Annotated in this window: 18 protein-coding genes; 4 read left to right on the top strand and 14 right to left on the bottom strand. The window is 70.8% G+C overall.

Going from position 1 to position 24,778, the window contains the following annotated elements:
- Positions 1-158: 158 nt before the first annotated feature.
- Complete coding sequence (locus tag STRAU_RS35925; protein WP_016645305.1) at positions 159-1,385, top strand: acetyl-CoA C-acyltransferase; 1,227 nt, start codon at positions 159-161, stop codon at positions 1,383-1,385.
- The gene (locus tag STRAU_RS35920) at positions 1,382-3,511 is read left to right on the top strand and encodes a 3-hydroxyacyl-CoA dehydrogenase NAD-binding domain-containing protein (RefSeq protein WP_016645304.1); all 2,130 of its coding nucleotides are present in this window, start codon (positions 1,382-1,384) and stop codon (positions 3,509-3,511) included. The genes STRAU_RS35925 and STRAU_RS35920 overlap by 4 nt, the downstream gene beginning before the upstream one ends.
- Before the next feature lie 99 nt (positions 3,512-3,610).
- On the opposite strand, the gene STRAU_RS35915 is transcribed toward STRAU_RS35920, so the two are convergent.
- Complete coding sequence (locus tag STRAU_RS35915; RefSeq protein WP_016645302.1) at positions 3,611-4,645, bottom strand: PLL family lectin; 1,035 nt, start codon at positions 4,643-4,645, stop codon at positions 3,611-3,613.
- 129 nt (positions 4,646-4,774) lie between these two features.
- Between STRAU_RS35915 and STRAU_RS35910 the strand changes: the two genes are divergently transcribed.
- Positions 4,775-5,143 carry a PIN domain-containing protein gene (locus STRAU_RS35910; protein WP_037664153.1) on the top strand — a complete coding sequence of 123 codons (369 nt, stop codon included), beginning with the start codon at positions 4,775-4,777 and terminating at the stop codon, positions 5,141-5,143.
- 275 nt (positions 5,144-5,418) lie between these two features.
- Here the strand turns inward: STRAU_RS35910 and STRAU_RS35905 are convergent, their stop codons facing one another.
- The 5 genes from STRAU_RS35905 to STRAU_RS35885 all read right to left on the bottom strand — a co-directional run bounded on the left by STRAU_RS35905 (position 5,419) and on the right by STRAU_RS35885 (position 12,410).
- Positions 5,419-6,489, bottom strand: a complete 1,071-nt coding sequence (locus tag STRAU_RS35905; RefSeq protein ID WP_016645301.1) for a C40 family peptidase — start codon at positions 6,487-6,489, stop codon at positions 5,419-5,421.
- 14 nt (positions 6,490-6,503) lie between these two features.
- Positions 6,504-6,986 (bottom strand): poly-gamma-glutamate biosynthesis protein PgsC/CapC, encoded by a 483-nt coding sequence (locus STRAU_RS35900; protein ID WP_037664152.1) that lies wholly within the window; start codon positions 6,984-6,986, stop codon positions 6,504-6,506.
- Complete coding sequence (pgsB, locus tag STRAU_RS35895; protein WP_016645299.1) at positions 6,983-8,668, bottom strand: poly-gamma-glutamate synthase PgsB; 1,686 nt, start codon at positions 8,666-8,668, stop codon at positions 6,983-6,985. Before pgsB ends, STRAU_RS35900 begins: the two co-directional genes overlap by 4 nt.
- A 6-nt stretch (positions 8,669-8,674) precedes the next feature.
- Positions 8,675-10,906: a HAMP domain-containing protein gene (locus STRAU_RS35890; RefSeq protein WP_016645298.1), complete on the bottom strand. Its 2,232-nt coding sequence runs from the start codon at positions 10,904-10,906 to the stop codon at positions 8,675-8,677.
- A 298-nt stretch (positions 10,907-11,204) separates the two neighbouring features.
- Complete coding sequence (locus STRAU_RS35885; protein ID WP_052029417.1) at positions 11,205-12,410, bottom strand: CapA family protein; 1,206 nt, start codon at positions 12,408-12,410, stop codon at positions 11,205-11,207.
- An 80-nt stretch (positions 12,411-12,490) separates the two neighbouring features.
- On the opposite strand from STRAU_RS35885, the gene STRAU_RS35880 reads away from it, so the two are divergent.
- The gene (locus STRAU_RS35880; RefSeq protein WP_016645296.1) at positions 12,491-13,402 is read left to right on the top strand and encodes a hypothetical protein; all 912 of its coding nucleotides are present in this window, start codon (positions 12,491-12,493) and stop codon (positions 13,400-13,402) included.
- A 56-nt stretch (positions 13,403-13,458) separates the two neighbouring features.
- Here the strand turns inward: STRAU_RS35880 and STRAU_RS35875 are convergent, their stop codons facing one another.
- The 8 genes from STRAU_RS35875 to STRAU_RS35840 form a co-directional block, all read right to left on the bottom strand.
- The gene (locus STRAU_RS35875; RefSeq protein WP_037664151.1) at positions 13,459-15,006 is read right to left on the bottom strand and encodes a glycosyltransferase family 39 protein; all 1,548 of its coding nucleotides are present in this window, start codon (positions 15,004-15,006) and stop codon (positions 13,459-13,461) included.
- Positions 15,007-15,079: 73 nt separating this feature from the next.
- Positions 15,080-16,603: an amino acid permease gene (locus STRAU_RS35870; RefSeq protein ID WP_016645294.1), complete on the bottom strand. Its 1,524-nt coding sequence runs from the start codon at positions 16,601-16,603 to the stop codon at positions 15,080-15,082.
- A 149-nt stretch (positions 16,604-16,752) separates the two neighbouring features.
- Entirely contained in the window at positions 16,753-18,687 is a 1,935-nt protein-coding gene (gene dxs / locus STRAU_RS35865; protein WP_037664160.1) for a 1-deoxy-D-xylulose-5-phosphate synthase, read from the bottom strand.
- Between the two features lie 247 nt (positions 18,688-18,934).
- Positions 18,935-20,251 carry a sugar ABC transporter permease gene (locus tag STRAU_RS35860; RefSeq protein ID WP_016645292.1) on the bottom strand — a complete coding sequence of 439 codons (1,317 nt, stop codon included), beginning with the start codon at positions 20,249-20,251 and terminating at the stop codon, positions 18,935-18,937.
- Positions 20,248-21,048 carry an ATP-binding cassette domain-containing protein gene (locus STRAU_RS35855; RefSeq protein WP_078621723.1) on the bottom strand — a complete coding sequence of 267 codons (801 nt, stop codon included), beginning with the start codon at positions 21,046-21,048 and terminating at the stop codon, positions 20,248-20,250. Before STRAU_RS35855 ends, STRAU_RS35860 begins: the two co-directional genes overlap by 4 nt.
- 185 nt (positions 21,049-21,233) lie before the next feature.
- Positions 21,234-22,331: a substrate-binding domain-containing protein gene (locus STRAU_RS35850; protein WP_037664145.1), complete on the bottom strand. Its 1,098-nt coding sequence runs from the start codon at positions 22,329-22,331 to the stop codon at positions 21,234-21,236.
- A 122-nt stretch (positions 22,332-22,453) separates the two neighbouring features.
- Complete coding sequence (locus tag STRAU_RS35845) at positions 22,454-23,653, bottom strand: ROK family transcriptional regulator (RefSeq protein ID WP_037664144.1); 1,200 nt, start codon at positions 23,651-23,653, stop codon at positions 22,454-22,456.
- A gap of 197 nt (positions 23,654-23,850) precedes the next feature.
- Positions 23,851-24,777, bottom strand: a complete 927-nt coding sequence (locus STRAU_RS35840; protein ID WP_016645288.1) for a carbohydrate ABC transporter permease — start codon at positions 24,775-24,777, stop codon at positions 23,851-23,853.
- Position 24,778: the final 1 nt, after the last annotated feature.

Below are 24,778 nucleotides of genomic sequence, written 5' to 3'. Positions count from 1 at the left end.
CCGCCGCGCAGCGGCGGGGACGGATGCAGCCCCCGCAGCATGCGCACCGCATGTGATGCGCGCCTCCCCCAACCCACCCTTGGCCAGCTAGTTACTGATAAGTAGCATGGGCCGAGGAAGCGCGCCGCAGGCGCACCGCACCCTGGAGGAGAGCCATCGTGCCTCGTACCGTCAGGGACGTCGTCTTCGTCGACGGCGTCCGCACCCCGTTCGGCAAGGCGGGACCGAAGGGCATCTACCACGAGACCCGCGCCGACGACATGATCGTCAAGGCGATCCGGGAGCTGCTGCGCCGCAACCCGGCCCTGGACCCCGCCAAGATCGACGAGGTCGCCGTCGCCGCGACCACGCAGATCGGCGACCAGGGGCTCACCATCGGCCGCACGGCCGGGATCCTGGCCGGCCTGCCGCAGTCGGTGCCGGGCTACTCGGTCGACCGCATGTGCGCGGGCGCCCTGACGGCCGTCACCACGACCGCGGGCTCCATCGCCTTCGGCGCGTACGACGCCGTGATCGCCGGTGGCGTCGAGCACATGGGCCGCCACCCCATGGGTGAGGGCGTCGACCCCAACCCCCGGTTCGTGAGCGAGAAGCTCGTCGACGAGTCCGCCCTGTTCATGGGCATGACCGCCGAGAACCTGCACGACCGCTACCCCTCCATCACCAAGCGCCGCGCCGACGAGTACGCCGTGCGCTCGCAGGAGAAGGCCGCCAAGGCGTACGCCAACGGCAAGATCCAGCAGGACCTGGTGCCGATCTCCGTACGCCGCACCAACGAGGAAGCGGGCGAGACCGGTTGGGGTCTGGCCACCCAGGACGAGCCGATGCGGCCGGGCACCACCCTGGAGAACCTCTCCGGGCTGAAGACGCCGTTCCGTACGCACGGCCGCGTCACCGCGGGCAACGCCGCGGGTCTCAACGACGGCGCCACCGCCTCGATCATCGCCTCCGAGGACTTCGCCCGGGAGAACGGCCTTCCGGTCAAGATGCGGCTGGTCTCCTACTCCTTCGCGGGTGTCGAGCCGGAGGTCATGGGCTACGGTCCCATCCCGGCCACCGAGAAGGCCCTCGCCCAGGCCGGGCTCTCCATCTCCGACATCGGCCTGTTCGAGATCAACGAGGCGTTCGCCGTGCAGGTGCTCGCCTTCCTGGAGCACTACGGCATCGCCGACGACGACGCCCGCGTCAACCAGTACGGCGGCGCCATCGCCTTCGGCCACCCGCTCGCGTCCTCCGGCGTCCGCCTGATGACGCAGCTGGCCCGGCAGTTCGAGGAGCAGCCGGAGGTCCGCTACGGCCTGACCACCATGTGCGTCGGCTTCGGCATGGGCGCCACGGTCATCTGGGAGAACCCGCACCACAAGGACGCCGGAGGCGACAAGTGAGCACCACCACTGAGCTGTTGAAGGGTGCGGCCGAGCTGTTCCCGGACGAGGTCGTGACGCAGGCGCACGTACGCCACCTCGATCTGCCCGCGGGCGCCGGGCGGTTCGCCCTCATCACCCTCGACAACGGCTTCGACCACACCAAGCCGACCACCTTCGGCCCGGGCTCGCTCGCGAACCTGAACGCCGCGATCGACCAGGTCGAGAAGGAGGCGGCCGAGGGCACCATCGTCGGCGTCGGCATCACCGGCAAGCCGTTCATCTTCGCCGTCGGCGCCGACCTCAAGGGCGTCGAGATCCTCAAGCGGCACGAGGACGCGCTGGCCATCGGCAAGGGCGGCCACGACGTCTTCAAGCGTCTGTCGGGCCTGGCCGTGCCGACGTTCGCGTACTACAACGGTGCCGCGATGGGCGGTGGCGTCGAGGTCGGGCTGCACTGCGCGTACCGCACCGTCTCCAAGGCGCTGCCCGCGTTCTCGCTGCCCGAGGTCTTCCTGGGGCTCGTCCCGGGCTGGGGCGGCTGCACGCTGCTGCCGAACCTGATCGGCGCGGACCGAGCGGTTTCGGTCATCATCGAGAACTCGCTGAACCAGAACAAGCAGCTCAAGGGCAAGCAGGTCTTCGAACTCGGCATCGCGGACGCGCTGTTCGAGGGCGCGGACTTCCTGGAGCAGTCGCTGGCGTGGACGGCGTCCGTGCTCAACGGCACCGTCAAGGTCGAGCGCCCGGAGATCGACCGCGGCGAGGGCTGGGACGCTGCGGTCGCCCGTGGCCGCGCCATCGCGGACTCCAAGGTGCACGGCGCCGCCCCGGCCGCGTACCGCGCCCTGGAGATCGTCGCCGCCGCCAAGGACGGTGACGTACAGAAGGGCTTCGACGCCGAGGACAAGGCGCTCGCGGACCTCATCATGGGCGGCGAACTGCGCAGCGGCATCTACGCGTTCAACCTCGTGCAGAAGCGCGCCAAGCGCCCCGCCGGTGCCCCGGACAAGAACCTGGCGCGCCCGGTCACGAAGGTCGGCGTCGTGGGCGCGGGCCTGATGGCCTCGCAGCTGGCTCTCCTCTTCCTGCGCCGCCTTGAGGTCCCCGTCGTCCTGACCGACATCGACCAGGCGCGCGTGGACAAGGGCGTCGGCTACGTCCACGAGGAGATCGACAAACTGCTCCTCAAGGGCCGCGTCAACCAGGACAAGGCGAACCGTCTCAAGGCCCTGGTCACCGGTGTCCTGGACAAGGCCGAGGGCTTCGCCGACGCGGACTTCATCATTGAGGCCGTCTTCGAGGAGATCGGCGTCAAGCAGCAGGTGTTCGCGGAGGTGGAGGCCGTGGCCCCCGCGCACGCGATCCTGGCGACGAACACCTCCTCCCTCTCCGTGACGGAGATGGCGTCGAAGCTGAAGCACCCGGAGCGGGTCGTCGGCTTCCACTTCTTCAACCCGGTCGCGATCCTGCCGCTCCTGGAGATCGTGCGCGGCGAGCAGACCGACGACGCATCGCTGGCCACGGCCTTCGGCGTCGCCAAGAAGCTGAAGAAGACCGCGGTCCTGGTGAAGGACGCCCCGGCGTTCGTCGTGAACCGCATCCTGACCCGCTTCATGGGCGAGATCCAGAACGTCATCGACGAGGGCACGCCGGTGCCGGTCGCCGAGAAGGCCGTCGAGCCGCTCGGTCTGCCGATGTCGCCGCTGGTGCTCCTGGAACTGGTCGGCCCGGCGATCGGCCTGCACGTCTCGGAGACCCTCAACCGCTCCTTCCCGGACCGGTTCACCGTCTCCCCGAACCTGAAGGCCGTCGTCGAGGCGGGCAAGCGCGGCTTCTACGTGTACGACAGCGGCAAGCCGGAGCTGGACCCGGAGGTCGCCGCGCTGCTGAAGCAGGGCGACTCGGTCCTCACCGAGGAGCAGGTGCGGGCCCGCGTGCTCGACGCCGTCGCCCAGGAGATCGGGCTCATGCTCGACGAGGGTGTCGTCGCCGAGGCGCAGGACATCGACCTGTGCCTGATCACCGGCGCGGGCTGGCCCTTCCACCTGGGCGGCATCACGCCGTACCTGGACCGTGAGGGCGTCAGCGAGCGCGTCAACGGCAAGCGGTTCCTGGAGCAGGGGACCGCGAGCGTGCCCGCGTAGGTCGGGCGGAGCGCTGAAGGTGCCCGGTACGCCACGTGGCGTACCGGGCACCGGCGTGTGCGGGGCCGACCGAAGCGCTATGCGGGACCGACCACGGCGCTATGCGGAAGCGGCCTGCTCCCACGCCTTGAGGGCGAGGCCCGGTTCGTCCTTGCGGTGGGTCAGGCGCAGCGCGCCGGTGCCGGGCACGAAGGTCGCCGCGACGACCCGGCCCGCCGCGTCCTCGGCGAGGGCGACGCGGGCGTCCACCGGCAGGGCGGGGCCCGACTCGGCCCACCAGGCGCCGGCGGATTCCAGCTCGGTGGGATAGGCGGCGAAGGCGACGCGGCCGCTCTCGGCGCGCTGGGCCAGCAACGTGCAGTCGTGGCCGTCGAGTTCGCAGCGCATGGCGGACACCGGGCCGGGGCCCGCGGCCGTCAGGACGCGTACGGGCTCGTCGTCCGCGCTCCCCCGCCAGGCGCGCAACTCACCGTCCTCGTCCGTGAAGAAGAGCGTGGTGTGCTCGGCGGAGGTGGCGAGGGCGCGCAGGGTGCCGGGGCGGGCCTTGACCGCGAGGGGCGCCGCGTCCAGGGCGGGGACTGCGCCCGGCGATGCCTGGGTCCAGCGCAGGATGCCGTCCGCCGTCGTCGCGTACGCCGTGACCAGGCCGGACTCGGCCGTCGCCACCGCGAGCGGACCGCGCACCCCGGTGCCCTTGAGATCCCGCCAGGGCCCCCATCCGCCCTTCTCCTTCTGGCCCCGCATGCTCACGCCGCCGCCCCTGTTGGGTACGAAGACGTGGGCGCGGCCCTGGGCGTCGACGGTCACGGCCGGGGGGCCGGTGCTCTCGCCCTTCTTGTTGGGGTGGCCGAGCGGGTTCCAGTCCAGCGCCGTGAGGTGTGGCTGGAAATGGGTGGAGTGCACGAGGCCGGACTCGCCGGGGACGGTGGGCCGCCACGACACGAGGTGGGCGTACGAGTCGGCGCCCTGGGCGACGGCGAGGACCGGGTGGACGCGCTGGTCGCCCCCGACGGGGCGGGGCGCCGTCCAGGGGCCGCCGGGGCGCCGCTGGGTGCGGCACACCACGGCGTCGCTCTCGCAGGCGTAGACGGCGAGCCTGCCGTCGCGTGCGCGTATGAGCCAGTCGCCGTTCACGGTCGGGGCGGTGGTGGGGGCTGGGGGCATGCGGCGGTTCCGGGGCTTCCGGGGGGTCGGACGTCGGTCCTGGCAACTCTAATGGGCGAGGTGGGGGTGGGTGCACCCGGGCGTGCGAGGCTTGGCCACATGGAGACTGTGACCCTCGTCGTGGACGCCGCCAATGTCGTGGGCTCCGTGCCGGACGGGTGGTGGCGGGACCGGCGGGGTGCGGCGGAGCGGCTGCGGGACCGGCTTGTGCCGCTCGCCGCGGCCGGGCTCGCCGACCTGCCCGGCCCCCTCGACGTCGTCCTCGTCGTCGAGGGCCGGGCGCGCGGCGTCGACTCCGTCCCCGGCGTACGGGTCGACTCCGCCCCCGCGAGCGGCGACGACCGCATCGTGGAACTCGTCGCCGAGACGGCGGGCCCATGCGTGGTCGCCACCGCCGACCGCGAACTCCGCCGCCGCGTGTCCGCGCTGGGCGCGGAGGTCGTGGGCCCCCGGGCGGTCCGGGGCTAGGCCGTCCCGAAGGGCACCGTCGGCCTGGGGCTGTGCCCACCCGTGCCGCCCTTCGGTGCCGCCCTGCGGCACGACTGCCCACAGCGGTAGCCGCTCCCCGTCGGCAGACGCCGAACCACCGAACCCTGCACCGGAAGCCCGGCCGGGCTGGAGCGTGGGCCGGGGGTGCCCACGCCCCCGGCCCGAGCCTGCCGGTCGGCTGGAAATGGGCGGGCGGGTGGGAGATATCCGCCGCGAAGCGGCGGGACAGGAACACCCCCCACCCAGCCGGACGGCTAAAGCCGCTTCGCGCTCCGCAACCCGGACGCGTAGTACCCGTTGCCGTCCAGGCGAGAGGTACCCCCCTTGTCACCGATGGTGGGCCCGTTCACCTCCTCACGGCTGGAGATGAAGATCTTGTGCCCCTCGGCGTCATGCCCGAGGAAGATCCCCACGTGGTCGAGCCGCTGCTTGGTACGGGCGTCGAGCTTGAAGAAGACGAGGTCACCGGGCTGAACGACATCGATCGTCTTCGGCCGGTCGGTGGCGCCCACGCCCTTCAGGGGAATGACGGGAGCCCCCGCCTTGCCCCGGGCCATCCCGTTGGCGGTGCGCGGCAGCCCGTCACCGGCGAGGTCGGAGGACATCAGCGGATACCGGGCCCGGTAGCCGAACACGGTGCGGATGAAGCCGGAGCAGTCGATGGCCCGCGCCCGCTTCGCCTCGGGCTGGATGGTCGTACCGTCCCGGAAGGTGTACGGGATGCCGAGGTAGTCGTAGAAGTCGGACTGCTCCTCGCGCAGGTCGTTGCCCTCGCTGCCGTTGGGGTTCAGCGGACCGAAGCTGGCGTCACCGGCGTAGGAGATGCCCTCGTCGTCCTTCTTGACCGGCGCCCCCTCCACGTACTGGAACGCCATCGCGAAGATGTCGTCCTCCTCGCTGCCGGCGAACTCCTTGAACCAGTCCTTGAACCACTTCTCCTTCTCCGCGCCCTTGCGCCAGATCTCCGGCATCAGCCGCACCCAGTTGTCGGTGACGACCTTGGACTTGGTGTTGGTGGGTTCGGCGAAGGTGCGGCTCGGCCCGGAGAGCGTCGCCGTGCGGGCGCCGTCCGTGAAGGTGGCGAGGACCTTGCCGTCCTCGGTGCGCAGGACGGAGCGGTCGGGGTTGCGCAGCCGCTCCCACTTCTGCTTCCCGTCGGCCTGCCCGGTGCCGTTGGTCAGGTCGGGAGTGTCGGTGACGGCCTGCACCGTCGGCGCCTTGTCCTGCTCGTCCTTGCGCAGTTCGACGGTCAGGTAGACGCTGCCCGCGAGCAGGGCGAGGACGGTGGCGGCGTGGACTGCGGGACGCTTCTTCTTGGGCGGCATGAGTGACTCCGGAGTCAGGCGGACGGCATGAAGCCGAGGAGGATCCCGGCCGTGAGGACGACATAGGCCATGAGGGTCACCGAGCCCGTGGCGAGCAGGGTGGGACCCTTGGGCTGGCGCACCAGCTGGTAGGCGATCAGGCCCGGCACGATGAAGCCGAGGGTCTGGTTGCTGTACATCAGCGGGAACTCGAGCGAGAGCACGATCATCACGGTGGCCTGGAGCGTCACGCCGAGCAGCACGACCGCGGCGAAAAGCCGCTTGCCGTAGAGGATCACGAACCGCTGCATCAGCAGCGTGCCGACGTACGTCAGGACGGTGACGCCGACCACCATGGCGGCACGCTGGAGGTCCTCGACGAGGGTCAGCGCGAGCCAGCCCGGCGTGATCATGCCGCCGGGCGACAGGTTGGTCGTCAGATAGCAGACGAGCGAGAACAGCAGCCCGAGCGCGATGCCGACCGCGGCGATCTCGGGGGTGAGGACGGACGGGATCAACGCTGCTCTCCTGGGCTGTGCCACTGCTGGGTTTCATCCGCGGCGGGCGGGGCGGGCGGGACGCGCGGCTCGAACAGGCCGCGGGGGGCGGGCGGTTGGGGCGGGGCCTGGTGCTGGTTCTGGTGCTGCTGGTGCTGCTGGTGCTGGTGGGCGTACGCGTCGTACGGGGCCTGCGCCCCGTAGGCCGACTCCTGCTGTGCCGCGTACGGGTCCTGAGGGGCGTACGAAGCCTGGTCCTGGTACGCACCCTGAGCGGCGTACGGATCCTGAGCCGCGTACGGATCCTGCGCGGCATGGCCGTCGTACGCCGGGTAGTGCTGCGCCGGCACCTGCGGCGCCGGGACCACCTGAAGCGATCCCGTGTGCGTGTACCGCGTCTCGTACGCCTCCGGGTAGTGCTGGTAGGGGTCGATGTGCGGCTCGTACAGGTGGTGGCTGCCCGTCGTCTCGGCGGGCGTGGCGCCGGCCGGGGCCGCCGCCGCCTGGGCCGAGTCCTCGCTCTCGTCGGCCGGGAGCTCGGCGAGGTGCTCCAGGAGCACCTCGCCCTGGCCGTGGATGTTGCCGATGGCGACGAGCGAGGAGTCGGCGCCGAGCTGCCCGAGCAGCTGGCCCATGAACTCCTCCGGGTCGCGCCGGTCACCGCCGAGGTCCACGGCGCGCGAGCGCCAGTCGGCGGGGATGGCGTCGATGGCGGACTTGGCGGGGTGACCGATGACGAAGACCTTGTCCGGCTGCAGGTCCGGGATGATCTCGCCCATCTGGCCGTTGCGCTCGACGCGGTCGGGGCGGCAGTTGATGACGACGTTCAGCGGCCGGTGGATGGCGCCGAGGTCGAGCAGCTGGTTGATGTTCATCAGCGTCGACTCGGGGTCGTTGGCCGCGAAGACGTTGGCGAAGCGGAGCTTCTTGCCCTCCTCGGTGACGTACCGCTCGACGGAGAGGACACCGGGGTCCGGCGGCGCGTCGTACATGCCCTGGAGGGCGACCTCGCGGCCGACGCCGAGGAGTTCGGCGACCTTCAGCGCGATCGCCACGTTCTCCTTGAAGGTGAACCAGCTGAAGCCGCGCAGCTCGTCGTCGGTCACCGTCTCGGGGTCGGCGTAGATCAGCTCGCAGTTCCGCGCGTCGGCCTCCTCCTTGAGGATGGCGAAGCGGTCCTTCTCGGCCGTGACGCAGATGCCGTTCTCCGGCATGGAGCGCGACAGCGAACGCGCCACGTCGTCGAGGGTCGGGCCCATCTCGGCGAGGTGGTCCTCACGGACGTTGCAGAGCACGCCGATGGTGGAGCGGATCAGCTTGGACTGGTTGATCTCCTGGAGCGCCGGCATGACCGCCATGCACTCGATGACCAGGGCGTCCGGGTTGTACGCCGCCGCGCGCCGCACGATGCCGATCTGCTCCACGACGTTGGCGATGCCGAACTTGCGGTAGACCGGCTCCTCGGTGGCGTCGGGGTGGATGAACCGGGCGGCGGTGCCCGTGGTCTTGGCGACCGTGGTGAGGTCGCCGCCGCGCAGCGCGCCCGCGCACAGGCGGGTGATGGAGCTCTTGCCGCGGATGCCGTTGACCAGCACCCGCGACGGTATGTGTTCCAGGTTGGTGAAGTGCCGCCGCTGCTCGATCACGCCCGCGATCAGCAGGACGGCGCAGCACACCACCAGGACGGTGTAGAGGAAGAGCACGGCGGTTCAGTTCCTTCCGGCGAGACCGGCGCTCGCGCCGTCCCGCTTGCGCTGCGCACCGGACGGCAGCTGCTGCCTGATCAGTTCGAGGCTGCGGGTGACGGCTCCGACCTCGTCGTGGTGGACCGGGTACAGGACGGTCTTGCGGTCGCCGTCGGCCAGCGCCTCCGCCTGCTCCGCGAGCTTGCGCAGCGGCCGGACCACGACGATGTGCAGCCAGCCGAGGCAGGCCGCGGCCGCCGTGACGCCGAGCATGCCCGCGAGGACCGTGCGGTTCTGCAGGGTGTACTCGGGGATGGCGAGGGCCGAGGCGGGCTGCCAGCTCACCACGGACCAGCCGAGCTTCTCGGCCGCGCCGCCGCCGGCGAACGGGGCGGCGGCCGCGATCTGGATGTCGTCGCCGTCGCGGTAGAGCACGCCGCTGGGCCGCGGCTTGCCGCCGACCTTCTGGCCGGTGCCCTCGACGAGCCCGTCGAGGCGGCCGCTGGGCAGCCCCTGGAACTCGCGGTAGCCGTTGTTGCCGCCGATGATCTTGCGGTTCTCGTCGACGACCCGGACCTCGCCGAGGCCGGGGCGCTTCAGCATGGAGTTGAGGAACTCGATGCGGAACTCACCCACCACGGCGGCCCCTTGGCGCCCCGGCACCTCGGCGGTACCGATGATCACGGGCTCCTTGCCGTCCTCGTCGATCACCCGGACCGGCCGGTCGGACGGCTCGTCGCCGGCGCCGCGCGGGTCGCCGCCGGCCTCGGCGAGGACCTTGCCGTCGTGGTCGAGGACGTACAGCGAGCGGTAGCGCGAGTGCTGGTTCAGGGTGGACTCGAGGACCTTGTCCATGTCCGAGGGCTCGGTCTTGGCGCCCATGAGCGAGGCGACCGAGGTGAGGTCGGCGTGGCCCTCGTTGAGGGCGCGGCGGACCCGGTCGGAGAGCGTGTCGGTGCGCTCGCGCTGGTCGTTGACCATCTGCTGCGGCACCTGGACGGTGTCGCCCGCGCGGTTGAGCAGCAGCAACAGCGGCGCCGACCAGACGAGCAGCAGCACCCCGGCGACCGCGACCAGGGTCCGGATGCCGAGCTTCCGGCGCCCGGCGGGCCTGGCCTTCGCGGCGGGTTCGCCGGTCAGCTGGCGGCGCAGCCGCTCCAGGGCGGCGCCGATGCGGGCGGCCTCGCCGAACTTGGGCACGGACACCGGCCGGCTGAGGTCGCCGCGGGTGAGCCTGCGGCTCTCCAGGAACAGCCGGATCAGCGGGCGCTGCACGGTGCGAAGCAGCAGGAAGACGGTCAGGCCGCCGATGAGCAGCAGCGCGCCCGCGGCGAGCAGGCCGAAGGCGGAGCTGCTGGTCCGCTTGGGGTCCTCGGCGACCGGGACCATGGCGACGACGCTGAGGCCGAGCCGGGTGGCCACGGTGGACTCGCCCGCCTCGGGGGCGGCGAGCGAGGCGTAGCCGGCGACGGACCGCTCACCGAGGTGGCGGTCGCCGATCAGGTGGCCGCTGACGCCGAGGTAGCCGCCGGAGCCGGGCTCCTTGGACAGCAGCGGGTGGCTGCGGGACTTCTTCGCGGCGGTCTCGGCGAAGGTCTTGAGCTGCGTCTGGGAAGCCTTGACCTCCGCGCGCTCCTCGTCGGTGCTGACCTGTTCCGGCTCCGGGATGCCGTCGGTGCTCAGCACCTTGCCGTCGTCGCCGACGACGGCGATGGAGCGGAAGTTGCCGAGGCTGATGCCGGGGAAGCGCAGGCTGCTGGAGGCGACCAGGAGCTGCTGCGGCTGGCCCTTCCAGGCGAGCACGGAGAACGCGAGGAGGCGGGTCTCGCCGTTCTCCAGGCGCACCATGCGCGGGTCGAGGCCGTGGTCGTCGCTCAGCTTGGAGCGGTCGATCGCGGCCAGCGGGACGTTCTCTCCGCGGGCGGCCATGAGCTTGCCCGAGCGGATCTCGACGACGGCGGTGCCCATCCACTTCTGGTAGACGCTGCCGATCTTGTCGAGTACGGCGTCGGCGGGCACCGGGTCGGCCGCGTTGAACAGGTCGGCGGTCCGGGTGAGGTCGGTGACGCTCTCGTCGATGGAGGCGCGCAGGGCGATGGCGCCGTCCTCCGCGAAGTGCTGCTGGGACGACTTGACCGCCTTGGGGACGGCTTCCTGGCCGACGCGGCCGAGGGTGAGGGCGGTGACGCCCGCCAGGGCAAGGAGCAGAACCGACAGCACGGCGATCGGGGGCCGGATGCCTCCGATGAGTGACATGTCGGTCCTTCGGCGGACCTTGTGCCGCCGCTTCGTGGGCGAAGCGGCCAAGGGGGTGCTCCTCTCCTGGAGTGATCACGGGTGGTGACACGGGGTGACGCGGGCGGTGGTGCGGGGTGACGCGGGCAGGTAGACGCACCCCGGCACGAGCGGGCACACGGGTGCGATCTGGAATGTCATGACCCCTGACGGGCCCGGAAGGATGTACGAAAGCAGTGAGATGTGAGCTACGTCAAAGATCCATCCAGGACTCCCCACTTGGGGCACTGACGCGCTACCTGGAGTTCGCCGGGCGTTCTCAGTCCGGCAGCTTCTCCAGGGGTTCGAGGCCGTCCTTGCCGCCGCCGCGGTTGAGCACGGTGCCCTCGGTGCGCTCGAAGGCGAGGCGGTAGCGGGAGCGCTGCTGGTCGGTGAGGCCCTCGCCGTCGCGCAGCGCGGTGGCCACGTCGAGCAGCCGGTGGTTCTTGACCGCGCCCTTGGGCAGGGCGGCGCCGTCCTCGTCCGGGTCCGGCGGGATCTCCGTGAACGTGGGCACGTACTTGGCGCCGACGTCCCACTTCCCGCCGCGCTTGTGGAACTCGAACCAGCCGATGACGCCTTCCTCGGTCAGCCCGCTGGGCCGGTCGTGCCGGGCGACCTGATTGCCGAGTCCGTACGCGATCCAGGTGCCGTCGACCTTCTCCATCGGCTGCACGACGTGCGCGTGGTGGCCGATCACGAGGTCGATCCCGGTCTCCTTGGCGATCCGGCGGGCGAGTTCGATCTGCTGGGCGGCGGGGTTGGGCTGGTGCTCCTTGCCCCAGTGGAGGCTGAGGATCACGACGTCGGCGCCCGCGGCGCGGGCCTTCTTCTCGGCGGCGGCGATCGCGTCGAAGTCGGTCAGGTTGGCGAGCCAGGGCTTGTCCTTGGGGACTTGGCGCCCGTTGAAGCCCAGCGTGAAGGCGATTTGGGCGACCTTGACGCCCTTCACCTCGGTGAGGAGTGGTTTGTCCGCCTCTGCCTTGTTACGTGCCGTTCCGGTGTGGCGCAGCCCCGCCTTGTCGAGGGCGTCGAGGGTGCGGGTGACACCGGCGGGGCCGTGGTCGAGGGCGTGGTTCGACACGCTGGAGCACTGGTCGTAGCCGACGCCCTTGATCGCGGTGGTGATCTGCGGCGGCACGATGAAGTCGGGGAAGCCCTGGAACGGGCCGCCGGGCGCGCCGACCACCGGCTCGAAGTGGCAGATCCCGAGGTCGGCCTTGCTGATCACCGGCTTGATGCCGGCCATCAGCGGGCCGAAGTCGATCCCCTGCTCACCCTTGCCGGTCGCCTTCGCGTCCTTGCGCGCCTGCTCGGTGAGTTCGGGATGGATGAGGATGTCGCCGGCGGCGGCGACGGTGAAGGTGGGGCCGCCGTCGTCGGCGGCCTCGCCGTCGTCGCCGAACGGGCCGCAGGCGGTGGCGCCTGCGAGCAGGGCGAGCGAGGCTGCGCAGGCCGCTATGAGCCTGCGAGAAGGGCGTGTCATCACAGGGCTATCTTTATACAACCATGACTCACCCTCCAATTCGGTCGATAACAATCGCAAAGCCGCGCAGGGGGCTTGCCGTGCTCGCCGTCGTCACGGCGGCCGTGCTGAGCCTCACCCAGTGCACCTCGCCCTCCGGCGGCGACTCCGGACGCGGTGCGCGCGGCGGCTCCGGCGACGGCCTGGAGGAACTGGTCACCGGATACACCGCGGCCTTCTCCGAGGACAGCGGCTACCGCCGCCCCTCGCGCACCGAGCGGCGCGCCGTCGCCGAGGGCGTGGGCCTGCTCCTGGACCGGCACCGCTCGCGGGCCGAACGCCGCCTGGCCGACGTCGACTTCCAGGTGCGCACGGTCACCGACTCCGGCACCGGGCGGCGCTACGCCGAGGTGTCCGACCGCTCCGAGGACGCCGCCGCGCCGCGCGGCTGGGGCCGGGTCTACGTGGACCTCGGCTCCCCGATCCGCTGGTCCGTGCAAGTGCCGCACCCGGTCGCCGACCGCAACACCGAACGGCTCGGGGCGGCGCTGCTCAGCCGCTCCTCCGGCGGCGTCATGGTCATTGCGGGGGCACATCGCAAAGCGGGGCGCGGCGACGAGGCGGACGTGGCGCACCACCGGAAGAGCGTGTTCCACGCCATCTGCGACGAGTTGGCGAAGCGGGGGGTGCCCGGCATCCAGGTGCACGGGATGGCGGACGACTCGGCGCCCAGGCACGACGTGGTCGCCTCCACGGTCAAGGGTCGGGAGGCGGTACGGGAGGGCCGGGACCTCGCGGACGCGCTGCGCCGCCGCGGCTACGACGTGTGCCGCGCCTGGGCCCGCTCCTGTCCCCTCGAAGGCCGGAAGAACGTCCAGGGCCGCAACGCCTGGGCGCAGGACACGGAGTTTCTGCACGTCGAGTTCAGCCCCAGGATCCGCGACCGACGGGAGCACATGAGGGCGGCCGTGGCGGCGATGACGACGGTCACGCGGGACTGGCGCCGCATGTAGCACCGCGTACGCCCTCGTACGCCTGGCACGCCTCGCACGCCTCGCAGCACGCCTCCCTACCGCTCCCCCTTCACGTACACCACCGCCCCGCCGACCGACCCCACCGCCTCGTACCCCCCGCCGCTCAGCACCCGGCGGAAGCCGGGCACGCGGTCGGGCCCGTACGGCTTGCCGCGGGAGTCGTCGACGACGACCGCGGGCGGGCGGGCCGCCAGTTCGGCACGGAAGATGTCCCAGGCGCCGTCCACGGCGTACTTCTCGCCCACGTGGGGGCCGTTGCGGCCGCCGCTGTAGTTCGTCAGGAGCCCGGCGGTCAGATAGCGGGTGGCGGGGGCGCGGTCGGCGAGCCAGTACGTCTCGGGGTGCATGCCCCAGAGCAGGACGCGGTCGCCCGGCTCCGTACGGGTCCGGACGGCGTCGGCGAGGCGCTGGGCGTGGGCCAGCTCGGGGCGCGGCGCGAGCAGGCCCCAGGCCACGAACAGCGAGCAGGCGCAGGAGGAGGCGAGGACCGCCTTCGCCGTCCGCTCCGCGGGCAGGATCTGCAGCGCGGCCGTGCCCAACAGGGCGAGCGGTGGCGTGAGTTGCAGGAAGTAGTGCCCGAAGAAGTGGAAGCCGAGGACGACCGCGCCCGCCGAGGCGCTCAGCCACAGCCAGAGGTCCGCCGCGCCGGTCCGGGCGACCCGCAGCACCCGCACGACCGGCGGCAGCAGCCCGGCGCAGGCCACACCGAGGAGCACCGTGTTCGCCAGCCCCCGGAAGAGCACGTGGAGTTCGGAGCCGGTGAAGGACGCGTACGCCCCCGACCCCGTGAGGGTCCAGAAGACGAAGCCCGAGGGGTCCGTGAGGGCGGCGGCCGCGAGGACCGGCCCGGCCACCCCGGCCGCGAGGCGCACCGCGCCCCCACGCCGGCCGGCACCCGCCGCACGCCCCGTGCCGAGCACACGCCCCGCACCGACCACACCCCTCGCACCGACCGCCCCCGCCACACCCCCCACCCCCGATCGCCACAGCAGCCACACCACCGGCACCAGCACCGCTCCCCCGGTCTGCTTGGCCAGGAACGCGAGCGCCACCGCGGCCCCCGCGAGCCCCCAACGGCGCCGGTCGGCGGCCCACATGGCCGCGGCCGTGCACGGCAGCATGAAGACCTCGAAGCCGGCGGCCTGGGCGTCCTCGGGGTTCAGCCCGACGGAGGCGAGGAGGTACAGGACGCCGGCCGTGCGGCCCGCGCCGTCGCCCCAGCGGCGGCGGGCCAGCGAGGCGAGCAGGGCGGCCGTGAGGAACTGCGCGCCGATCGCGAGGACCCGGGCGCCCGCCAGCGACTCGTCGCCCCAGGCCGCGAAGGCCGCCCGGTACAGCCAGGGCACCAGCGGCGGCTTGCGGTCGACCACCGTCTCGTACAGCTCACCGCCGCCTGCCAACAGGCGTGCCTGGACGGCGAGATAGCCCTCGTCGGGGTTCCACAGCGGACGTACGAAGGAGGGGAGGCGGGTGGCGCAGGCGAGCAGGGCGAGCGCGGGAAGCAGCCGGGCCCAGTATCCGGGGGCGGCCGCGACGGACACGGAGCGTGGCGGCGAGAGGGGCGCGAAGGGCTCGGCGAGCATGGCCAGCACCGTATCCGGCCCCGCAGTTCACGACGAATCGGAACATACGGGGCCGGAGTGCGAGGCGGCGCGACTACTCGCTGTCGCGGCCCGGCGGGCGGACGACCTGGCCCACCGTCGTCTCCTCGTGCCGCCCCAGGCGGCTGTGCGAGCGGCCGTAGAGGAAGTAGACGATGACGCCGAGGGCCATCCAGGCGCCGAAGCGGACCCAGGTCTCGGCGGGCAGGTTGAGCATCAGCCACAGCGAGGCGCCGACGGACAGGATCGGCAGGAACGGCACCCAGGGGGTGCGGAAGGAGCGGTGCAGGTCGGGCCGGGTCCTGCGGAGGATGATCACGCTGACCGCGACGATGACGAAGGCGAACAGGGTGCCGATGTTCACCAGCTCGGCGAGTTCGCTCAGCGGGGTGAACCCGGCCACGACGGCGATGATCACGCCGAGCAGGATGGTCGGCCGGTGCGGGGTCTTGAAGCGCGGGTGGACGCGGGAGAAGAAGCGCGGAAGCAGTCCGTCGCGGCTCATCGCGAAGAACACCCGGGTCTGGCCGAGCAGCAGGATCATGCAGACCGTGGTCAGGCCGACGGCGGCGCCGAAGCTGATGAAGCCCGCGTACCAGGGGTGTCCGGTGGCCTTGAAGGCGTCGGCGAGCGGGGCGTCCACGGAGAGTTCGCTGTAGTGCTGCATGCCGGTGACGACGATCGACACGGCCACGTAGAGCGTGGTGCAGATGAGCAGCGAGCCGAGGATGCCGCGCGGCATGTCCCGCTGCGGGTTCTTGGTCTCCTCGGCGGCGGTGGCCACGATGTCGAAGCCGATGAAGGCGAAGAAGACGACGGAGGCGGCGGTGAAGATGCCCATCACGCCGAAGTTCGCGGGCGCCCAGCCGAACATCAGCTGGATCAGCGGGGAGTGCAGGCCGCTGCCCGCCTCCACCTCCTGGGCCTTCGGGATGAACGGGTCGTAGTTGTCGCCCTTGATGAAGAAGGCACCCGCGACGATCACGACGAGGACGACGATCACCTTGATGGCGACGACGAGGGAGGTGATGCGCGCGGAGAGCTTCATGCCGAGGACGAGGATGCCGGTGAGCACCAGGACCAGGGCGGCGGCGAGGATGTCGAAGCCGAAGCCGTCGGCGCCGTCACGGCCGCTGAGCGCCTCCGGCAGCTGCCAGCCCGCGTTGTCGAGCAGCGAGGCGATGTACCCCGACCAGCCGACGGCGACCACCGCCGTGCCGAGCGCGAACTCCAGGACCAGGTCCCAGCCGATGATCCAGGCGGGCAGCTCGCCGAGTGAGGCGTACGAGAACGTGTACGCGGAGCCGGCCACCGGGAGCGTGGAGGCGAACTCGGCGTAGCAGAGGGCGGCGAGGGCGCAGACGACGCCCGCCACCACGAAGGCCAGGGCGACGGAGGGGCCCGCGTTGTTCTTGGCGACCGTGCCGGTGAGGACGAAGATGCCGGTGCCGATGATGACACCGACGCCGAAGACGGTCAGGTCCAGCGCGGACAAGGATTTCTTGAGCGCGTGCTCTGGCTCCTCGGTGTCGAGGATGGATTGCTCGACCTTCTTCGTCCGGAAGAGGGTGCTGCTCACGGCGTACCTCCCACGCTTGTCGTCCTCGACATGATCGAGAGGGGGCGCAGTGGTTATGCCCCGACGCGGGCGGATTCACGCAAATGGGCCGGTTTCACCACCGTGAAGGGTGGTGAAACCGGCCCGTTCGGGCACATCCTTGGTCGGCGTCAATCGCGCGCGGGCTCCACCGAGTCCACGGCTCCGGCGCGCTCGAAGCGGCCGTCGAGCTTGGCGACGAGGCCGGTCACCTGGCGGGCGATGTCCGGGGCGGTGAGCCCGATCTCGGCCATGACCTCCTTGCGGGAGGCGTGGTCGAGGAAGCGCGGCGGGATGCCGAAGTCGCGCAGCGGCACGTCCACGCCCGCGTCCCGCAGGGCCTGGGCGACGGCCGAACCGACGCCGCCGGCGCGGGAGTTGTCCTCGACGGTGACCACGACGCGGTGCTGCTCGGCGAGCGGGGCCATCGCCTCGTCGACCGGCTTGACCCAGCGGGGGTCGACGACGGTCGTGGAGATGCCCTGCTTGTCGAGCAGGTCGGCGATCTCCAGGCACATCGGCGCGAGCGCGCCGACGGAGACGAGCAGGACGTCCGGCCTGTTGGTGCCCGCCTTGCGCAGCACGTCCATGCCGCCGACCGTGGCGACGGCCTTGACCGCGGGGCCGACGGCGCCCTTGGAGTAGCGCACGACGGTCGGGGCGTCGTCGACCTCGACGGCCTCGCGGAGCTGGAGGCGGACCTGGTCGGCGTCGCGGGGCGCGGCGATGCGCAGGGTGGGCACGCACTGGAGGATCGACATGTCCCACATGCCGTTGTGCGAGGCGCCGTCGGTGCCGGTCACGCCCGCGCGGTCCAGGACGAAGGTGACGCCGCACTTGTGCAGGGCCACGTCCATCAGGAGCTGGTCGAAGGCGCGGTTGAGGAAGGTGGCGTACACGGCGAAGACGGGGTGCAGGCCGCCGGTGGCGAGGCCCGCGGCGCTCACCGCGGCGTGCTGCTCGGCGATGCCGACGTCGTAGACCCGGTCGGGGAACTCCTCGGCGAACTTCTTCAGGCCGACGGGCTGGAGCATCGCGGCGGTGATCGCGACGATGTCCTCGCGCTCGCGGCCGAGCTTGACCATCTCCTCGCCGAAGACGGACGTCCAGTCCATGCCGCCGGCGGCGATGGGCAGGCCGGTGTCGGGGTGGATGGGGCCGATGCCGTGGAAGTGGTCGGCCTCGTCCTCCTCGGCGGGCTGGTAGCCGCGGCCCTTCTCGGTGAGGCAGTGCACGATGACCGGGCCGCCGAAGCGCTTGGCGCGCTGCAGGGCGGACTCCAGGGCCTCCATGTCGTGGCCGTCGATCGGGCCGACGTACTTCAGGCCGAGGTCCTCGAACATGCCCTGCGGGGCGATGAAGTCCTTCAGGCCCTTCTTGGCGCCGTGCAGCGTCTCGTACAGCGGCCTGCCGACGACGGGCGTGCGCTCCAGGAGGTCCTTGCCGCGGGCCAGGAAGCGTTCGTAGCCGTCGGTGGTGCGCAGGGTCGCGAGGTGGTTGGCGAGGCCGCCGATCGTGGGGGCGTACGACCGCTCGTTGTCGTTGACCACGATGACCAGGGGGCGGTCCTTGGCGGCCGCGATGTTGTTCAGCGCCTCCCAGGCCATGCCGCCGGTGAGAGCGCCGTCACCGATGACGGCGACGACTGCCCGGTCTGCGTAGCCCTTGCCGCGCACCTGGTTGGCCTTGGCGAGGCCGTCGGCCCAGCCGAGGACGGTGGAGGCGTGGCTGTTCTCGATCACGTCGTGGTCGGACTCGGCGCGCGCGGGGTAGCCCGAGAGGCCGCCCTTGCCGCGCAGCTTGGAGAAGTCCTGGCGGCCGGTGAGCAGCTTGTGCACGTATGCCTGGTGGCCGGTGTCCCAGAGGACCTTGTCCTTGGGGGAGTCGAAGACGCGGTGCAGGGCGATGGTCAGCTCGACGACGCCGAGGTTGGGGCCGAGGTGGCCGCCGGTCTTGGAGACTGCGTCGACGAGGAAGCCGCGGATCTCGTTCGCCAGCTCGGTGAGCTGTTCCGGGCCGAGCGGGTCCAGATCGCGCGGTCCCGTGATGCGGGTCAGCAGCGGCACCCGTGCCTCCTTGCAGTAGAGCGTGTAGCGCTGTTCGAGCATTGCCGGGCCAGTCGAGTCTAATGTTCCGCCGCTGACCGCGGAGTCCGGGCCCGGAGTCGTACGTCACGCGATCGGCTGTAAATCGACTGGTACGACTGGACAGGGCGCGGGAAATCACACCCCGTACGGGAACAGATGTTCCTATCCGGGGGCATGGGTGTGCCCGGCACCGGAAGGACCGGTACCGGGCACGGAGCCGGGGAAATCAGGCGCGGCCTGCGGACTTCTGCGTCCGGCGGGAGACCGAGTCGATCACGACGGCGGCGAGCAGCACCGCGCCGGTGATCATGTACTGGATCTCGCTGGGCATGCCCTGGAGGTTCAGGCCCTGCTGAATCGACTGGATCACCAGCATGCCGAGCATGGCGGACCAGATCTTGCCGCGGCCGCCGAAGAGGCTGGTGCCGCCGATGACGGCCGCCGCGATCACGATCATCAGGGTGTTGCCGCTGCCGAGGCTCTTGGTCGCGCCGCCGGAGAGGCTCGCGATGAAGAGCCCGCCGAAGGCCGCGAGCATGCCGGAGATCGCGAACACCGTGATCCGGATCCGGTCCACGTTGATGCCCGCGCGGCGGGCCGCCTCCGCGTTGCCGCCGACCGCGAAGACCTGGCGGCCGAAGGTGGTGCGGCGGGCCACGAAGTCGGCGACGACGAGCACGGCGAGGAACAGGACCAGGGCGAGCGGCAGGCCGCGGGCGCCCTCGGGCTCGTTCAGGAAGTACGCCACGACGAAGGCGAGGACCGCCAGGACGCCGGTGCGCAGCAGGACCTCGCTGAGCGGGCGCGAGGGCAGCCCCGCGCCCTTGCGGCGCCGGGCGTCCAGGAGCTGGGCGCCCGCGTAGGCGAGCACGGCGACCAGGGCGAGGCCGTACGCGGCGGCCTTGTCGGCGAAGAAGTGGGTGGTGAGGTCCTCCACGACGGAGCCGGTGGGCGTGTTGATGCTGCCCTCCTTGCCCATCAGCCAGATCTGCAGACCGCTCCAGCCGAGGAAGCCCGCCAGGGTGACCACGAAGGCCGGTACGCCGATCTTGGCGAAGAAGAATCCGTGCAGGGCGCCGATCACCAGGCCGGAGGCGATCGCCACGAACACCGACAGCCAGTCGCCCCACCCGTGGGTGACGCTCAGGACCGCCCAGATGGCCGCGCCCGTACCGGCGACGGAGCCGACGGACAGGTCGATCTCGCCGAGCAGCAGCACGAAGACGATGCCGACGGACATGATGCCGACGCCGGAGGTGAACACCGCGATGTTGGCGAGGCTGCTCGCGGACAGGAACTTGTCGTTCTGCAGCTGGAAGACAAGCGCGATCACGATCAGGCCGACGACGACGGGCAGCGAGCCCAGCTCACCGCCGCGCACCTTGCGGACGAACTCCGTCCAGTAGCCGGCGAAGCCCTGCTCGCGCACCAGCAGGCGCGGGTCGACCGCCGCCGCCGGAGTCGCGGACGGCTCGGCGTCCACAGTGCCGCCCGTGGCCGCCTGGGGCTCGTGGGTGTCGGGGGTCTTGGCGAGGTCGCTCACTTCGCGTCCTCCTTCGGTGCCGTGGCCGTGCGCGCCCTGCGGCGGGTCACGGCGTTGTCCGTGGCGCCCGTGATGGCGGCGATGACTTCTTCGGGGGTGGTGTCGGCGACCGTGAAGACGCCGTTGTTGCGGCCCAGGCGGAGCACCGCGACCCGGTCGGCGACGGCCTGCACGTCGGCCATGTTGTGGCTGATGAGGATCACGCCGTGGCCGCGCTCGCGCAGCCGTTCCACCAGGTCGAGGACCTGCGCGGTCTGCTCGACGCCGAGGGCGGCGGTGGGCTCGTCGAGGATGACGACCTTGGGGTCGCCGACCAGCGCGCGGGCGATGGCGACGACCTGCCGCTGACCGCCGGAGAGGGCGGCGACGGGGATGCGGACGCTGGGGATGCGGATGGACAGGGTGTCCAGGAGCTCCCGGGCGCGCTTCTCCATCTTGATCTCGTCGAGGACGGAGGCGCTCTTCAGCTCGTTGCCGAGGAACAGGTTGGCGACCACGTCCAGGTTGTCGCAGAGGGCGAGGTCCTGGTAGACGGTGGCCACGCCGAGGTCCTGGGCGTCGTGCGGCCGGCCGATGCGGACGCCCCTGCCCTCCCACTCGATGGCGCCGTCGTCGATCGGGTGGACGCCCGAGATCGTCTTGACGAGCGTGGACTTTCCGGCGCCGTTGTCGCCGACCAGGGCGACCACCTCACCGGTGTGGATCTCGAGGTCTACGTCCGTGAGCGCCTGGACGGCGCCGAACCGCTTGGAGACCCCGCGCAACGCCAGCACAGGCGTAGCGGACACGTGAATCATCTCCTTCGCCGCCTGACCGGCGGGGATGGTGCTGCCACAGAAAGTGACGAGGCAGCGCAGAGAACAAGGCGCCCGGTGCCCGCCCTCCGACTGCGGGGCGGAAATGAAGTGAGCGGGCACCGGACCGCTGGGGAAGGTGTCTCGCGGCGCGCGGGCCGCGTCAACACCTGGGACCTGACCGGGAGTTACTTGATCCCGGCCTCGTCGCAAGCCTTCTTGAACTGCTTGGTGCAGATCTCGCTCGCCTTGTACACCTTGTCCTTGACGATGGTGTCCGCCACCTCGTCCTTGGTGATCGCCTGCGCGTCGTACAGCTTGGCGGGGATGTTCTTGAAGTCGCCGCTCAGCGAGTTGACCTTGCGGTCCGTGAGGTCGTCGATCTTCTTGCCCTTGAGCAGCCGGACCGCGATCTCCGCGGTGGTCTCGGCCTCCGGCTTGATCTGCTTGTAGATCGTGAACGCCTGGTCGCCGCTCAGCAGGCGCTGCACACCGGCGAGTTCGGCGTCCTGGCCGCCCACCGGCACGTCGATGCCGCGCTGCTTGAGGGCGGTGATGATGCCGCCGGCCATGCCGTCGTTGGCGGAGTAGACGCCGTCGATGCCGTCCTTGCCGAGCTTGTCGATGGCGGTGGCCATCTTCTTGTTCGCCTCGTCCGGCGACCAGTCCGGGATGTCCTGCTCGTAGGCGATCTTCTTCACGTTCTTGTCGAGCACCGAGTGGGCGCCCTTCTTGAAGAACGGGGCGTTCGGGTCGGTCGGCGAGCCGTTGATCATGACGACGTTGGCGTTCTTGGCGTCCGAGCCGAGCGCCTTGACGAGGGCGCCGCCCTGGAGCCGGCCGATCTTCTCGTTGTCGTAGCTCACGTACGCGGCCAGCGGGCCCTCGGCGAGGCGGTCGTACGCCACGACCTTGACGCCCTGCTTGTCGGCGCGCTCGACCCAGCCCTTGGTGGACTTGTAGTCCACCGAGTCCAGGATGATCACCTTCACGCCCTGCGTGATCAGGGCGTCGAACTGCTTCTTCTGGGTCTCGATGTCCTGCGCGGCGTTGTTGTACTTGATCTCGCAGTCGCCGCACAGCGACTTGATCTTCGACTCCATGATCGGGCGGTCGAAGGTCTCGTAACGCGTGGTCTTGTTCTCCGGCAGCAGCAGACCGATGGTCTTGCCGTCGCCGCCGCTGCCCTTTTCGTCGCCGTCACCGGCCTCGCCGCATGCGGCCAAGGCCAGCGCGAGGGAAACGGTGACGGTGCCTATGCCGACGCGGCGCGTCATTCTGTTCATTTGGGGGTGCCTCCCTGACGTGGCCGCGTCGTTGCGGCCGAGGTGGCTCGAAGTCAACTCGGCCACCCGACACGCGTCAAGGAGTAAATCCTTAACGAGATGACAACGGTGCCATGCGTTATCTAAGTGAAGGCAGGTGCCGGGGACGTCAGGCTCCCGTCCAAAAGGGTTGAATCCCCCATCTCGCTGAGCGCGAGGGCGAGCGCCCCGAGCACCTCCGCGCGCGAGCCAAGTGCCCCGGGAAGTACGGACAGTTGGCGGGCCGCGCTGGGGATGGCATAGCGCCCCACGGACTCCCGGATGGGTGCGAGGACCAGCTCACCGGCCTCCGCCAGGGCGCCCCCCAGGACGACCCGGCTGGGGTTCAGCAGGTTGCACAGGTTCGCGACACCGCTGCCGATGTGCCGGCCGACGTCGGCGATCACCCGGCGGCAGCCGGGGTCCCCCTCGCGGGCCAGGGCCACCACGCGCTCCATGGTCAGATCGCTGCCGTGGCTGGAGTGGAGCAGCGGCAGCACGTACCGGGCGGCGGCGAAGGTCTCCAGGCAGCCGCGGTTGCCGCAGCGGCAGACGGGCCCGGACTCGTCCAGGGTGATGTGCCCGATCTCCCCGGCCGTGCCGCCGGGCCCCCGGTAGATCCGGCCGCTGATCACCAGACCGGCGCCGACACCGCTCGCGACCTTGATGTACGCGAGGTCCTTGACCCCCCGGCCGCTCCCCCAGACCAGCTCGCCGAGCGCGCCCAGGTTGGCGTCGTTGTCGACGTGCACGGGCACGCCGAGCCGGTCCTTGAGCTCCTCGGCGGGCTTGGTGCCCGCCCAGCCCGGCAGGATCGACGTGGAGCCGAGGGTGCCGGACTCCACGTCGATGGGTCCGGGCACGCCGAGGCCGACGCCCGCGACCTTCGAGCGGTCCACGCCGGTCGCCTCGATCAGCCTGCCGACAAGCCGCTCGGCCCGGTCGAAGCCCTGCGCCGCGGAGGCGTCCACGTCCAGCGGCTCGGACTCCTCGGCGAGCACCTTGTGGGCGAGGTTGCCGAGCGCGACGCGCAGGTGCGTGTGGCCGAAGTCGATGCCGATGACCATGCCCGCGTCGCCGCTCAGGGAGACGCTGCGGGCCCGGCGGCCGCCCGCGGACGTGGGCGTGACCTCGACCGTGCCGCCGTCCTTCAGTTCCCGGACGATGTTGGATACCGTCGCGGCGGACAGGCCCGTCGTCCTGGCGATCTCCGCCTGCGTGAGCGACCCCGCGAGCCGTACCGCGCGCACGACCCGCTCGAGATTTGCTCGGTGCAGTGACGACTGCGACCCCGGAGTCTCCATCGACTCATCCACTCCCGCCTATGGCGGACGGCGCCGTCGCCGCCCGTACAAGTTGTGAACTCCAAGCTCTGCTGAAGGTGTTACCGCAGTCAAGTCCTTGACGAAAATCCAGGCGGTCACACCACGCACAGGAAACGCCCCGCGTACGGGGCGTTCCATGCACATGATCGCGTTCGACTACTTGATCGTGGCGGCCGTCACTTGATCGTGGCCGCCGTGAGGCCGGACTGCACCTGCCGCTGGAAGGAGAGGTACACCACAAGGACCGGGATCATGGAGATGGTCATGCCCGCGTACAGGGCGGGCAGGTCCGTCTCGTAGTTTCCCTGGTTCATCAGGCTCACCAGGCCCTGGGCGAGCATCGAGCGGTCCTCGTCGCCGCCGCTCTGCTTCTGCATCAGGGTCAGCGGCAGGATGTACTGGTTCCACTGCCCGAGGACGTTGAAGATCCCGACGCTGATGAGACCGGGTTTCGCCATCGGCACCATGATCTGGAAGAACACCCGGGTGTGCGAGGCCCCGTCGATCACGGCCGCCTCGTGCACGGCCGTGGGCAGGGTGCGGAAGAACGAGTGCAGATAGAACACGGTGAACGGCAGCGAGTACGCGACGTACACCAGGATCAGTCCTTGGTACGTGTTGAGCATGCCGAGCCGGTCGACCATGAAGTAGAGCGGTACGAGCGCCAGGAACACCGGGAACATCGACCCGGCGACGAAGAAGTAGTACACGAACCGGTTGCCGACGAAGTCGTAGCGGGCCAGGACGTAGGCCGCCATCGCGCCGAGCAGCATGGTCAGCGGGACGGAGACGACCATCACGATCAGGGTGTTCAGGAGATAGTCGCCGACGCCCTTCTCCCAGCCGCGCTGGAAGGCGTCGAAGGTCCACTCGGTGGGCCAGGTCCAGGCGCTGGACTTGATCTGGGAGTCGGTCTTGAAGTTGCCGAGCAGGATCCAGATCAGCGGCAGCACGATCATGACCGCCCACAGCACCAGGAAGCCGTGCGAGAAGGCGTTGAGCGTCCTGCCCTCCATGCCGTCCTTGCCGGGGCCGCGTCCGCCGCCGCGCTGGCCGGGCACCTTGACCTTGGTGACCGGGGGTTGAGTCGCGGGAGCCGTCATC

It is taken from the genome of Streptomyces aurantiacus JA 4570, assembly GCF_000414115.1.
In the GTDB taxonomy this organism is placed as follows: domain Bacteria; phylum Actinomycetota; class Actinomycetes; order Streptomycetales; family Streptomycetaceae; genus Streptomyces; species Streptomyces aurantiacus_A.
The sequence above is the reverse complement of the archived record's forward strand: the minus strand, read 5'-3'. Positions and strand labels throughout refer to the sequence as shown.

Coding starts and splice junctions, on each gene's coding strand:
- STRAU_RS35840 (WP_016645288.1), bottom strand. CDS start 24,777: ATGACGGCTCCCGCGACTCAACCCCCGGTCACCAAGGTCAAGGTGCCC.
- STRAU_RS35855 (WP_078621723.1), bottom strand. CDS start 21,048: ATGATTCACGTGTCCGCTACGCCTGTGCTGGCGTTGCGCGGGGTCTCC.
- STRAU_RS35850 (WP_037664145.1), bottom strand. CDS start 22,331: ATGAACAGAATGACGCGCCGCGTCGGCATAGGCACCGTCACCGTTTCC.
- STRAU_RS35875 (WP_037664151.1), bottom strand. CDS start 15,006: ATGCTCGCCGAGCCCTTCGCGCCCCTCTCGCCGCCACGCTCCGTGTCC.
- STRAU_RS35905 (WP_016645301.1), bottom strand. CDS start 6,489: ATGCCGCCCAAGAAGAAGCGTCCCGCAGTCCACGCCGCCACCGTCCTC.
- STRAU_RS35890 (WP_016645298.1), bottom strand. CDS start 10,906: ATGTCACTCATCGGAGGCATCCGGCCCCCGATCGCCGTGCTGTCGGTT.
- STRAU_RS35885 (WP_052029417.1), bottom strand. CDS start 12,410: ATGACACGCCCTTCTCGCAGGCTCATAGCGGCCTGCGCAGCCTCGCTC.
- STRAU_RS35845 (WP_037664144.1), bottom strand. CDS start 23,653: ATGGAGACTCCGGGGTCGCAGTCGTCACTGCACCGAGCAAATCTCGAG.
- STRAU_RS35910 (WP_037664153.1), top strand. CDS start 4,775: ATGGAGACTGTGACCCTCGTCGTGGACGCCGCCAATGTCGTGGGCTCC.